The organism is Paenibacillus albiflavus, assembly GCF_004344915.1.
GTDB classification, from domain to species: domain Bacteria; phylum Bacillota; class Bacilli; order Paenibacillales; family NBRC-103111; genus Paenibacillus_AM; species Paenibacillus_AM albiflavus.
This window is the reverse complement of sequence record NZ_SKFG01000001.1, coordinates 63,100-75,566: the sequence shown is the minus strand read 5'-3', so window position 1 is coordinate 75,566 and position 12,467 is coordinate 63,100. Positions and strand designations below refer to the sequence as shown.

11 protein-coding genes and 1 pseudogene are annotated in these 12,467 nt (G+C 43.2%); 11 read left to right on the top strand and 1 reads right to left on the bottom strand.

All coding sequences use genetic code 11. The features are described from left to right. Positions 1 to 115 precede the first annotated feature (115 nt). Genes E0485_RS00400 through E0485_RS00385 form a run of 4 tightly spaced genes read left to right on the top strand, consistent with a single transcriptional unit; the run spans position 116 to position 2,735 of the window. Positions 116 to 490: a DUF6220 domain-containing protein gene (locus tag E0485_RS00400; RefSeq protein ID WP_132415443.1), complete on the top strand. Its 375-nt coding sequence runs from the start codon at positions 116 to 118 to the stop codon at positions 488 to 490. Positions 491 to 510: 20 nt separating this feature from the next. Continuing rightward, positions 511 to 1,275, top strand: coding sequence for an SDR family NAD(P)-dependent oxidoreductase (locus E0485_RS00395; protein WP_132416408.1), 765 nt, complete (start codon positions 511 to 513; stop codon positions 1,273 to 1,275). A 51-nt stretch (positions 1,276 to 1,326) separates the two neighbouring features. Further along, positions 1,327 to 2,166 carry an SGNH/GDSL hydrolase family protein gene (locus E0485_RS00390; RefSeq protein ID WP_132415441.1) on the top strand — a complete coding sequence of 280 codons (840 nt, stop codon included), beginning with the start codon at positions 1,327 to 1,329 and terminating at the stop codon, positions 2,164 to 2,166. After that, a complete protein-coding gene (locus E0485_RS00385; RefSeq protein ID WP_132415439.1) occupies positions 2,127 to 2,735 on the top strand; it encodes an NAD(P)-dependent oxidoreductase in 609 nt (202 codons plus the stop codon). The genes E0485_RS00390 and E0485_RS00385 overlap by 40 nt, the downstream gene beginning before the upstream one ends. Positions 2,736 to 2,887: 152 nt before the next feature. On the opposite strand, the pseudogene E0485_RS00380 reads toward E0485_RS00385, so the two are convergent. Continuing rightward, a pseudogene (locus tag E0485_RS00380) lies at positions 2,888 to 3,386 on the bottom strand (arsinothricin resistance N-acetyltransferase ArsN1 family A). A gap of 112 nt (positions 3,387 to 3,498) precedes the next feature. Between E0485_RS00380 and E0485_RS00375 the strand changes: the two are divergent. The 7 genes from E0485_RS00375 (at position 3,499) to metE (ending at position 12,400) form a co-directional block, all read left to right on the top strand. Continuing rightward, positions 3,499 to 3,816: an ArsR/SmtB family transcription factor gene (locus tag E0485_RS00375; RefSeq protein ID WP_132415437.1), complete on the top strand. Its 318-nt coding sequence runs from the start codon at positions 3,499 to 3,501 to the stop codon at positions 3,814 to 3,816. 12 nt (positions 3,817 to 3,828) lie between these two features. Then, positions 3,829 to 4,878, top strand: a complete 1,050-nt coding sequence (gene arsB, locus E0485_RS00370) for an ACR3 family arsenite efflux transporter (protein WP_132415434.1) — start codon at positions 3,829 to 3,831, stop codon at positions 4,876 to 4,878. Between the two features lie 28 nt (positions 4,879 to 4,906). Then, positions 4,907 to 5,329: an arsenate reductase (thioredoxin) gene (gene arsC, locus E0485_RS00365; protein ID WP_132415432.1), complete on the top strand. Its 423-nt coding sequence runs from the start codon at positions 4,907 to 4,909 to the stop codon at positions 5,327 to 5,329. A gap of 6 nt (positions 5,330 to 5,335) precedes the next feature. After that, on the top strand, positions 5,336 to 6,679 hold the full coding sequence (locus E0485_RS00360) for an MATE family efflux transporter (protein ID WP_132415430.1): 1,344 nt from the start codon (positions 5,336 to 5,338) through the stop codon (positions 6,677 to 6,679). A gap of 26 nt (positions 6,680 to 6,705) precedes the next feature. Further along, positions 6,706 to 9,036 (top strand): bifunctional glutamate--cysteine ligase GshA/glutathione synthetase GshB, encoded by a 2,331-nt coding sequence (gshAB, locus tag E0485_RS00355; RefSeq protein WP_132415428.1) that lies wholly within the window; start codon positions 6,706 to 6,708, stop codon positions 9,034 to 9,036. 59 nt (positions 9,037 to 9,095) lie between these two features. Then, positions 9,096 to 9,995, top strand: coding sequence for a LysR family transcriptional regulator (locus E0485_RS00350; protein ID WP_132415426.1), 900 nt, complete (start codon positions 9,096 to 9,098; stop codon positions 9,993 to 9,995). 113 nt (positions 9,996 to 10,108) lie between these two features. Then, positions 10,109 to 12,400, top strand: a complete 2,292-nt coding sequence (gene metE, locus E0485_RS00345; RefSeq protein ID WP_132415424.1) for a 5-methyltetrahydropteroyltriglutamate--homocysteine S-methyltransferase — start codon at positions 10,109 to 10,111, stop codon at positions 12,398 to 12,400. Positions 12,401 to 12,467 lie beyond the last annotated feature (67 nt).

Here is a 12,467-nt window from a genome sequence, read left to right as displayed (position 1 = left end):
ATGATACCGCATGTTGAGCGTTTTGTGACTTTTATGCGCAATGCTTTGTGATATCCGAAAGTTATCGTTAGCATTGTCACAATACAAAATCATTGTTAGAGGGGAGGAATAGTGCATGAAAGTCGGTGGACTCATTTTCAAAATAGTAGCTTGGGCATTTCTGGCCTGCATCGTGATGCAAGTATTCATTGCTGGATTGGCCACGTTCTTGGATGCTTCAAATTGGGAGGTACACAAATCGTTCGTCCAAATATTCGCCCTAGCTCCATTGCTCATGTTCCTGCTTACTTTCGTTAGCGGAATTAAGGGGTTTAAACGCTGGGTGAGTTTAGGGTTGTTCGCTCTCGTCGTGTTCCAGTTTCTAACGATGCAAGTTTTCTCGTCTACAGGTGTAATTGCGGCGTTACATCCAGTAGTGGCCTTGCTGTTGTTCTGGGGTTCGGTCATAACGGTCAAGAATGATCCGAAAGACATTCAAGCGAAAAGATGAAAAGGAGTGTGGGTGAAATGATGGATATACGTATAAACGGACAGTTGGCGCTAGTAACCGGAGGTAGCGGGGGCATCGGAAGCGCGATCGCATGGCGGCTTGCGTCCGAAGGGGCGTTAGTCGCCGTCCATTACTTGCAGAATCGGGAAGGTGCGGACGAGACAGTTCGCAAGATCCGGGATGCGGGGGGCCAGGCTGAGTCCTTTCAAGCCGATTTGACGAAGGTTGATCAAATTAACGCCTTGATTGTCCAAATTCAAGCCTACTTCGGCGCATCTATCGACATCTTGGTGAACAACGCCGGTCAGATGAGCCGCAGGGCACCAGTACTAGAACTTACGGAAGAATATTATGCCGAGATGATGGATGTCAATTTCAAGTCCAGTGTATTCTTATCCAAAGCAGTTCTGCCGGGGATGGTGGGAAAGAAAAGAGGCAAAATCGTAAATATCGCCTCTCTCGCGGCCCACAACGGAGGAGGTCTCGGCGTCTCACTTTACGCGTCGGCTAAAGCGGCAATGCTCGCCTTTACGAAGAACATGGCTAAGGAATTTGCCGGTCACGGAATTCGCATCAATGCCATCACTCCCGGCGTCATTGCCAACACGTCGAACGACCGTTTCAAAAACGAAGAAATCCGCAAGTCCATTATCGCGGGTATCCCGCTTGGACGAGAAGGGCTGCCAGAAGACGTAGCGGGTGGCGTATTATATCTAGTTTCCAACCTATCCGCATTCGTGACAGGGGAGACTATCGAGATTAACGGCGGCATGTCCATGCGCTAAGCCGTTCAAGTAGAGAGTTCATATTTCGTAAAAAAGGAGAATCGAATACGGATGAAAACAAATTTGAATCCGCAATTGGCGAAACTAGTGCAATCGCAGCATCCTGAGAAAGTATTGACTTTCGCACGTAATATGGACGACAAAGTGTTGGCGGCGATTTACGGCATGGATGTCGATTCGTATCTGCTCATTAAAAGCCAGTTGACGCAACAAGCGAAAGAAGCCGCGGAGCAGCTGCTGCAATACCCCGATTTTGCCGCTCGGGTCGACCGTTTGCCGATCAAGGCGGGCGAAACTGTGGTTGGAGTTGGCGAAAGCACAATGGACGATTTGCTTTCGTGGTTTGAAATTCTCCGACACCTGCTTGAGCTGCAAAGGCCGCAGGACGGAATTCAGCTGATTAACGAAGGGATTTCAGGTAATACGACCACCCAAGTTCTTAGCCGATTCAGTGGAATCGTCGCCAAACAACCTGATTGGATTTTATGCATGATCGGGGCTAACGATACGATGCGCGTTGGCCCAGACTCCGCGAAACCGCTTGTGAGCTTGGGGGAAACGGCCAAGAACTTGCATGAGATTCGGCAAATTGCCGCAGCGCGGTCCAAATCCAACTGGGTATGGGTCACGCCGCCGACCTTCGACGAAGAGCGGGTCGCCGCGTTTACGTATTTTCAAATGGGGCAACTTAGTTGGAGAAACGAAGATATTCTCGCAGTCGGTGACTTGATCCGTGGCATGTCCGATCCGGTCGTCGATACGCAAGCAGGTTTCGGGCAACCGGCGCATGCAAAATACATGGGCATTGATGGAGTTCACCCTTCATTTGAAGGCCACAAAGCGATTGTCCGTTGGGTTGTCGAAAGCCTTACCGGAGGCAAAGAACGATGAAAGTAGTCGTATTCGGAGCTACGGGTGGAACCGGCCGCCAAGTCGTCATCCAAGCGCTCGAGGCGGGCCACGAAGTGACCGTCATCGCGCGGAATCCAGAAGCCCTCTATATTCATGGCGAACGATTGGAAATTTTTCAGGGAGACGTGCTCGATCCAGCATCATTTAGCAAACGAATTGTCGGCCAAGACGCGGTATTATCCGCGCTTGGCGTCAATCATCGCAAACCTACGTCCGTTTATTCCGAAGGAACGGGAAATATCGCGAAAGCGATGCAGGAGGTGGGGGTACACCGATTGATCTCTCTGTCCTCCGCTGGCTTGGAAATTCCTAGTGATACGCCGTGGATGGTACGTCAAACGATCAAGCTTGTGATCCAACCGATGTTCAAATACGCTTATGAGGACATGGCTCGGATGGAGGAGAAGCTGCAAAAATCCGGATTGAACTGGACCGTGGTTCGCCCTCCACGGCTGACGAATGGACAAAAGACGGGGACATACAGAACGACGATTAATAAGCATCTACCTAAGGCACGGGGCATTACGCGGGCAGATTTGGCCGACTAAATGATCAAATCTGTTCAAGATGAGGCGACTTACCAAGCCATCGTGGAAATATCTAATTAAAAGGCATTTTTCTTATACATTTAAGCTCGTGTGGTTATTATATTAGCCCAGAACCGGCACCTAAAGGTGCCGTTTTTAATTTTTTTGTTTGTTTACAAAAGCTTCTCCATAATCATGACATCGATTGGATTTCCATCTAATATTCCTTGTTTTTCGAAAATCCCCACTTCACGGTATCCAGATTTACGATAGAGTCCTTGTCCGCCCTGATTGAACGGGAACGTAAAGAGTACAATTTTATAGATTCCGTTCTGCCTAGCTGCAGCCTCCAAATGAAGGAGTAGTTGCTTGCCAACACCTTTGCCCCTATATTCCCGATGTATGTATATAGATAGGTCTGCAACACCTTGATAAGCTCTACGATGGGAATATGGATTGAGAGAAGCCCATCCACAAATTTGATTGCTTATTTTAGCAACTAGAACACAGTAGCGTTGCTCGTGATTTAGAAACCATTGTTTCATGTAAGGCAGATCCTTAATATCTTCCTCCAAAGTAGCAATTCGATCTTTCAATTCCCTGATTATAAATTTCGAGGATCTGTGGAAGATCTTGTTCTTTTGCATATTCAACTTGAATGGATTCTAGCATGATTGTACCTCCTGACAATTCATTCCTTTGGTTCATTATATCATATAAGCAATTGATTATATAAGTAAATAATTATATAATGATGTAAAACAAGAAGGAGGTACATAGGGAAATGATTTCAATAGAGGAAATGGCAGATCAATTTAAGCTGCTTGGTGATAAAACTCGTCTTAAAATTGTGGCCATCTTAAACCAACACGATATGTGCGTGTGCCATTTGGTTGAATTGTTACAGACGACCCAACCCAACATAAGCCAACATTTGCGTAAGCTAAAAGATGCAGGCTTTGTAAAAGAGGAAAGAAGAGGACAATGGATCTATTACTCCCTTCATGTGTCTGATCAACCATTTATCCAAGAGGCGCTTAAATGCTTACCGGATATTGATGAAGAAATTCAGCAAAAACTGCAAACGATGAAATGTGAATAGGAGGAGAGTCAAGTGAGTGGAGAGAAGACAAAAAGACTTTCCTTTCTCGATCGGTACTTAACTTTCTGGATTTTTGGTGCAATGGCTTTAGGTTTAGGATTAGGTTATTTAGTATCGAATTTCTCTGAAGTATTATCCAGTATGCAAATTGGAACGACTTCCATACCTCTTGCAATTGGTCTCATTGTAATGATGTATCCACCGCTAGCCAAGGTGAAGTATGAGAAGCTCGGAAGAGTCTTCAGAGACTGGAAGGTATTGATATTATCCTTGGTACAAAACTGGATTATCGGTCCGATTCTCATGTTCCTATTGGCGATATTATTCCTAAGTGATATGCCAGAATATATGATCGGGCTCATCATGATTGGCCTAGCAAGATGTATAGCGATGGTCTTGGTGTGGAGTGACCTGGCAAAAGGAGATCCTGAATATACAGCAGGTCTTGTAGCGTTTAATTCGATTTTTCAAATCTTGTTCTATTCCATCTTTACTTATGTGTTTATTACTGTGTTACCAGGTTGGTTTGGTATAGAAGGTGCTGTTGTTGAAGTCTCTATGGGGCAGATTGCAAAGAGTGTGCTGGTCTATCTTGGGATTCCATTTGCCGCTGGACTGCTAACACGCATAATTGGGATTAAGATAAAGGGCCGCGAGTGGTATGAACAAGTTTTGATACCAAAGATTAGTCCCCTTGCACTAATAGCTTTGTTGTTTACGATCATTTTAATGTTCACCTTGAAGGCAGAATTAATTGTAGAGCTGCCGCTTGATGTAGTGCGAATTGCCATTCCTATGATCATCTATTTTGTGGTTATGTTTGTAGTTTCTTTCTACTTATCCAAGAAATCTAGAACTCCATATCCAGTTGCCACATCGCTATCCTTTACGGCTGCAAGCAATAACTTTGAATTAGCCATTGCTGTTGCGATTGGTGTATTTGGTTTGGATTCTGGAGTTGCGTTTGCCGCAGTTATTGGACCGTTAGTTGAAGTTCCCGTATTAATTGGGCTTGTCAATGTGTCGCTTTGGATTAAGCGAAAGTATTACGAGCTTGCTTAAAATAAGTCAGGTATAGGAGAGAAAAAGGATGAGTAAACCATTAATATATTTTCTTTGTACAGGAAATTCTTGTCGTAGCCAGATGGCGGATGGATGGCTAAAAGCTCTAGGCAGCGATCGTTATGAAGTAGAAAGTGCTGGTCTTGAAGCTCATGGTTTAAACCCGAAAGCAATTCAAGTCATGAATGAGGCTGGAATTGATATTTCTATTCATACGTCCAATGTTATTGATTCTGAAACTTTAAATCATGCAGATTATGTGATAACGCTATGTGGTCATGCGGATGAACATTGTCCTGTCATTACAAATCCTAACGTGCAAAAGTGGCACTGGGGATTTGATGATCCTGCGAAAGCAGTAGGAACTGAAGAAGAAATTATGGATAAATTCCGTGAGGTAAGAGACGACATTAAAGCGAGAATTGAACTATTTTTAAGAGAAGGAAAGTAACTTGCTATGAAAGGCACAAAAGACTTAACACAAGGTCCGATCATGACAACCTTGATGAGGTTAACCTTGCCCATAATCGCCACTAATTTTATTTCTACAACTTATGGGCTTGTCGATATGATCTGGGTTGGCAGGCTTGGAAGTGGGCCAGTTGCAGCGATTGGTACTGCCAGTTTCTTTATCAATTTAGCAATTGCTTTATCGACTATGATCACAATCGGTACTGGAATCAAAGTATCTCACTCTATGGGAGCAGGACAGGTAAATCAAGCCAAGATATATGTCAAAAATGGCTTTATCATGTCGATACTGCTTAGCTTAGTATACATGTTATTTATCCTACTAGCTCGGGATCAGCTCATCAGTTTCTTTGATTTGGGAAGTGCTGAAATTGAGTTAATGGCGAAGAAGTTCTTATTCATTTCAATCTTAGGAACCGTTTTTTCGATCCTAAACACCTTGTATGCGACCATACTGAACGCTATGGGCAACAGTAAGCAGCCTTTTCATATTTACTCTGTGGGTCTCATTTTGAATATCATCTTGGATCCATTCCTCATATTTGGCATCGGGAAGTTTGATGGATGGGGAGTCGCAGGTGCAGCTACTGCTACTTTAACTGCAAATATAGTGGTGACGATATTATTTGTCTTGAAAACACGGAGTTCCGAGCTTATCACCAGATCATTAGCGTGGGATACTAATCGCATGAAAGAAGTCATCCGAATGGGAATTCCGATTACCATTCAACGGGTTACTTTTACGATAATTTCAATCATCATTGCGAAGATCATCGTTCGTTTTGGTGCTGATGCCATAGCTGTTCAGAAGATCGGCATTCAAATTGAATCGATTTCTTTTATGACAATTGGTGGTCTGCAAGGTGCTATTGCGGCTTTCTTTGGGCAAAATTATGGAGCACGTAAAATGGATCGAATAAAGCAAGGTTATGATAAAGCACTAACGCTGACATCTGTTTTCGGTTTTGTCATATCACTTATTTTCATTCTATTTCCTGAGCAACTTTTCTCCCTATTTCTATCGGATGAGGCAAGTCTAGCTTTAGGTGCGAATTATATGCGGATTATTGGTTTCTCCCAGTTGTTCATGTGCATGGAGCTCATGACAGTTGGAGCATTTAACGGTATAGGTAAGACCCACATTCCACCGATTTTTAGCATTACTTTTACGGCATTAAGGATTCCGCTTGCTTTAGGCTTATCCATTCCTTTTGGTTTAAATGGCGTTTGGATGGCAATAGCGTTAAGCAGTGTGTTTAAAGGGGTTGTACTGGTCTTGTGGTTTAAAAAATCGTTGCGAAAATTGAATGTTCAACAAGCAATGAGTTAAGACAAGGATAAAGGATGGTCCTGAAGATGATATCGTTAAATCGTGAACTCATAGAGCATATAATCAGTAATTCAGTGAATGATGATCTCTTGCGAGGTCAATTCGGCTTGGAAAAGGAAAATGTACGAGTTGATGAAGAAGGAAAGTTGGCATTAACCCCGCATCCCAAAGCATTCGGAAGTAAAACAGAAAATCCTTATATTCAAACGGATTTCTCCGAAAGCCAAATTGAGATGATTACACCAACCTTTAGCTCCATTGAAGAGACCTATCATTTCTTAGAAGCCTTGCAGGATATCGTATCTTTGGAATTAATCGAGCAAGGAGAGTACTTATGGCCAAGCAGTAACCCGCCGATGCTACCGAAGGAGACGGAGATCCCCATCGCCAAAATGGATGATCCCATAGCGGATGAATATCGACATGAATTAGCGGATAAATATGGCCGTAAAAGGCAATTGCTAAGTGGCATTCATTACAATTTCTCGTTTGATGAGAAACTTCTAAGAAAACTTTATGACCTTCAAAACGGACTTGAGACCTATAAAGAATTTAAAGATGGGCTATATTTTCGGGTTGCTCGTAATTTGCTAAGATACCGCTGGTTGTTGATCTACCTAACAGGAGCGAGTCCTGTGTTCGATAAGACCTATATTGAGAGATGTGTCTCGCTAGGCCAATCGGAAGACAACATAAGCTATTATTTTCCCAATATGAATTCGCTTCGGAATAGCGTATGCGGTTATCGAAACGCAAAGCCTTACGCTGTCTCATATCATTCAGTTAATGACTATGTTCATGATCTGACAGAGTTGATCCATACAAACGAATTGCTGAGTGTAAAGGAATTTTATAGTCCAGTTCGCATCAAAACCGCAAAAGGGATTGATCCTTTGCAGGAGCTTCTAGAGGATGGAGTAGCATATTTGGAGCTGCGTTTTCTTGATTTAAATCCTCTTCATAAAGTAGGGATCAGTAAAGAAACCATGCAGTTCATCCATTTATTTATTCTTTTGATGCTGCTTAAAGTAGATGAACCATTTGAGAAAGAAGATCAACAATTGGCTAACCTGAATCATGATCAATTGATAATGAACAGCATCGATGCTTTTCATAAAGATCAAGAGAATTGTATTCCGATGAAAAATGTCGCTATACGTTGTATGGATGAGATGCGAGTGATGGTAGAGCTTTTGTTCCCTAAAGCTCAAGAATTTCTGGACATTTTGGACGGTGAAAAGCAGAAGATATTAAATGCAGATTTGAGTTTTTCATCTATCGTGAAGTCCCAAATCCAAACCTCATCCTATCGTGAATATCACTTGGATAAAGCCAAAGAATACGCTCAGGAAAGTGCTCGTACTGGTTATCGATTTGCTGGATTTGAAGATCTTGAATTGTCGACGCAATTACTTCTAAAGGCAGCTGTTAAACGTGGCATTAGGTTCACTTTAATGGATCGAGAAGAGAATTTCTTGCTTCTATCCCAAGGTAACCACCAAGAGTATGTTAAGCAGGCGACGAAAACTTCCTTAGACAGCTATAGTACGGTGCTTATCATGGAGAATAAGATTATTACGAAAGCAGTCCTATCTCAGCATGGTATTCGCGTACCGTCTGGTGAAGCATTCCACAGTTTGGATGAGGCGATATCTAGCTATGATACGTACAGTGGTAAATCAATTGTGATCAAACCGAAGTCCACGAACTTTGGATTAGGAATTACTATTTTTAACCGTGAGTTTTCAAAAGATGATATGCTTAGGGCATTTGAAATGGCGTTTACTCATGATAAAACTGTACTATTAGAGGAATTCGTGACTGGAAGAGAATATCGCTTTCTGGTTATGGGAGATGAAGTGGTAGGGATTCTTCATCGTGTACCAGCTAATGTAGTGGGGGATGGGATTCACACAATTGAGCAGTTGGTTCATCACAAGAATAAAGATCCTCTAAGAGGTCGCGGTTATAAAACTCCTCTTGAGAAAATTCAATTAGGGGAAGCCGAAGAGATGTTTTTAAAGAATCATTCCATGAAATGGAATGATATCCCGCAGCCTGGAGAGGTGGTTTATCTCCGAGAAAACTCCAATATTAGTACAGGCGGGGATAGTATCGATTTTACTGATGATATTCCGTTCAGTTATAAACAACTTGCTATTCAAGCTGCTAAAGCTGCAAGGGCAACATTCTGCGGTGTGGATATGATGATTGAGAATATACAGGAAGAAGCATCCGATATAAACTATAGTATCATCGAAATTAACTTCAACCCAGCCATTCATATTCATTGCTATCCCTATATAGGTAAGAATAGATTAGCGAATGAAAAGATATTAGATTTATTGTTTGGTTAAATTATTGAACGTTAAAATAATGCCACTGATCTGCTACGGATGGGGAAGGATGAATCCGCATGACATTACAGCAGCTAAAATATGTTATTGAGGTTGCCAATCGTTGCTCCATTAACGAAGCGGCCAAGAGGTTGTTTATTACACAGCCAAGCCTCTCAAACGCAATTAGGGATTTAGAAGAAGAGCTGAACATCTCTATTTTTGAACGATCTAATAAAGGAATATCACTCTCCAAAGAGGGAGTGGAGTTCTTAAGCTATGCGCGGCAGGTAGTTGAGCAGGCAGAATTGCTAGAGAGCCGATATCTTAATGCTAAGCCCTCTCCCCAACATTTCTCTGTGTCCACACAGCATTATTCTTTTGCGGTAAATGCATTTGTCAGTTTGGTGCAAGAACATGGCTTAGAGGAATATGAGTTTGCTTTACGGGAAACTCGAACCTACGAGATTATCGAGGATGTCAAACAATTGCGCAGCGAGATCGGAATTTTATATCTGAACGAGTTTAATGAAAAAGTGATTAACAAACTGCTCAAAGCGGCAAATTTGCAGTTCCACAGCTTGTTTACCGCCAAACCGCATGTTTTTATCAGCATCAAAAATCCGTTAGCGAATCAATCGGTCGTGACCATCGATCAGTTGCAGCAATATCCGTACCTTTGCTTTGATCAAGGCGAGTATAATTCCTTTCATTTTTCAGAAGAAATTCTTAGTACGTTATCACATCAAAAAAGCATCCGAGTTCATGATAGGGCTACACTCTTTAATTTATTGATTGGCTTGAACGGTTACACGATCTCAACAGGGATATTAAGCGCTGATTTGAACGGAAATGAAATTATTCCTGTACCGTTAGATTGTGAGGAGAGCATCAATGTGGGCTGGATTGCTCATAAAAATTCCGTGCTAACCAAACTGGGAGCTGCCTATATCGAGGCCTTGAAGCAAGCTATTGTCTAATAATTCAGGATATAGCCTGCGGCTATAACTAGATATAGATTAATCCAATTACTCTATACCAACCAACGTGTGATAGATTTCTTTATAACAAATTGGTAGAGGAGTTGCTCACGATGGTACAAAGCAGTGTATTAGGTTATCCACGTATTGGTGCAGATAGGGAATGGAAGAAGGCGCTTGAAGCGTTCTGGTCAGGAAAGTTGGAAGAACCGGAGTTTCTTCGGCAACTGCAGGATATTCGGTTAAATCATTTGCGCAAGCAGCAGGAAAAAGGGATCGATCTCATACCTGTCAATGACTTCAGCTATTACGATCATATACTGGATACAGCAGCGATGTTTGGCATTATTCCGAGCCGTTTCTCGTATACAGGCGGAGTCGTTCCTTTGTCTGTCTATTACGGGGTTGCTCGGGGAACCAAGGATGCCGCCGCTAGTGAAATGACCAAATGGTTCAATACGAACTATCACTATATCGTTCCCGAACTGTCAGGGGCTTCACCGGTACTTACCGAGAATAAACCGCTTGCAGCTTATCGTGAAGCGAAAGAAAAGCTCGGTATTGAAGGAAAACCAGTTATTGTTGGACCACTAACCTTCTTAAAGCTTTCCAAAGGGTACGCTCCATCGGAAACGGATGCTTGGTTGGAAAAGCTGCTGCCGCTTTATGTACAAATTCTTCAGGAGCTTGCAGAAGAAGGGGTTCAATGGGTGCAGATAGATGAACCGATTCTTGTAACCAAGCTATCCGATGCGGACGTACAGCACTTGCATCATATTTATACAACATTTGCCGACGCTGTACCGGGCTTGAAGCTCATCTTGCAAACGTATTTCGAATCGGTAGAGAACTACTGTGACATTATTAAACTGCCTGTACATGGAATAGGGCTTGATTTCGTTCACGGTTATGCAGGTAACCTGCAATCCATTGGTGCATTTGGATTCCCTCAGGAAAAGGTTTTGGGAGCAGGAGTCATTGATGGTCGCGGTATTTGGAAGGCTTCGTTAACTGGAAAGTTGGAGCTGTTAAAAGAGCTTGCGAAGGCTGTTCCTTCTGACCGCTTGATTGTTCAGTCTTCGTGCAGCTTGCTTCACGTACCGGTTACTGTAGAAAGCGAGGCAAACCTCACATCCGAATTGAAGGACGCCCTTGCTTTTGCCGATGAAAAATTGAACGAACTGGTTCTAATGACCAAAGCGTTCTCCTCAGAAGAGGCAACCCAAGGGGAACTGGAACAATATGATCGTGCCATTCAAGTGCTGCAGCAATCAGCAGTGCGTAATCGCAAAGAGATTCAGACAGCCGTAAGTGCAATCAGCGCTCAAGAGCCGGTGCGTTCCGCGCCATTTGCAGAACGTCATGCAGCCCAGCAGACGAAATGGCAATTACCGCTATTTCCGACAACAACCATCGGTAGCTTCCCACAATCCACAGAAGTGCGCAAAGCGCGCCAATCCTGGCGTAAAGGTGAATGGAGCGACAAACAATATGCTGAATTTATCCGGGAGCAAATTGATGCCTGGATCAAGATTCAAGAGGAAATCGGTATCGACGTTCTGGTGCATGGGGAGTTTGAGAGAACCGACATGGTGGAGTTTTTTGGCGAAAAGCTTGCAGGATTTGCATTTACACAAAACGGCTGGGTGCAATCCTACGGTTCCCGTTGTGTTAAGCCGCCGGTAATCTACGGAGACGTAGCTTTCATTGGTGAAATGACCGTTGAAGAAACCAAGTACGCAAAATCTCAAACAAGCCATCCTGTAAAAGGAATGTTAACAGGACCTATCACAATCATGAACTGGTCATTTGTCCGTGAGGATATCCCGCGCGAACAAATTGCTTACCAATTGGCTTATGCTCTCAGACAGGAAGTCGAGGCGTTGGAGAAGGCCGGCATTGGCATGATTCAGGTTGATGAGCCTGCGATTCGCGAAGGACTGCCGCTTAAAGCAGTCGAACAGTTCGAATATCTTGCGTGGGCCGTAAAAGCTTTCCGCATTGCTACTTGTACCGTTCAAAAGACAACTCAGATTCATACACATATGTGCTATTGCGAGTTCCATGACATGATCGATTCAATAGAGGCGATGGATGCTGATGTTATTTCGATCGAAACATCGCGTAGTCACGGGGAGCTGATTCATAGCTTCGAACAAAATACTTACAAGCTGGGAATAGGCTTAGGCGTTTATGATATTCATAGTCCTCGCGTTCCGAGTGTAGAAGAGATGACGGGGATGATAGATCGGGCCTTGCGGGTACTGGATCCTAATTTGTTCTGGATAAATCCAGACTGCGGACTTAAGACACGTGGACTCGAGGAGACAGTTGCTTCCTTGCACAATATGGTTGAGGCGACCAATGCAGCTCGAGCTAAATATGAGCAATCCTTGGGAAAATAAGAAAGATGTAGAACTAACTTAGAAAACAAGTATCGCAGACGCGACTGCCACTATTAGGTAGTCGCAT

What these genes read in the sequence shown, in the direction of transcription:
- E0485_RS00350 (WP_132415426.1), top strand. Translation starts at nt 9,096, where the DNA reads ATGACATTACAGCAGCTAAAATATGTTATTGAGGTTGCCAATCGTTGC.
- E0485_RS00395 (WP_132416408.1), top strand. Translation starts at nt 511, where the DNA reads ATGGATATACGTATAAACGGACAGTTGGCGCTAGTAACCGGAGGTAGC.
- arsC (WP_132415432.1), top strand. Translation starts at nt 4,907, where the DNA reads ATGAGTAAACCATTAATATATTTTCTTTGTACAGGAAATTCTTGTCGT.
- metE (WP_132415424.1), top strand. Translation starts at nt 10,109, where the DNA reads ATGGTACAAAGCAGTGTATTAGGTTATCCACGTATTGGTGCAGATAGG.
- E0485_RS00400 (WP_132415443.1), top strand. Translation starts at nt 116, where the DNA reads ATGAAAGTCGGTGGACTCATTTTCAAAATAGTAGCTTGGGCATTTCTG.
- E0485_RS00375 (WP_132415437.1), top strand. Translation starts at nt 3,499, where the DNA reads ATGATTTCAATAGAGGAAATGGCAGATCAATTTAAGCTGCTTGGTGAT.
- E0485_RS00390 (WP_132415441.1), top strand. Translation starts at nt 1,327, where the DNA reads ATGAAAACAAATTTGAATCCGCAATTGGCGAAACTAGTGCAATCGCAG.
- gshAB (WP_132415428.1), top strand. Translation starts at nt 6,706, where the DNA reads ATGATATCGTTAAATCGTGAACTCATAGAGCATATAATCAGTAATTCA.
- E0485_RS00360 (WP_132415430.1), top strand. Translation starts at nt 5,336, where the DNA reads ATGAAAGGCACAAAAGACTTAACACAAGGTCCGATCATGACAACCTTG.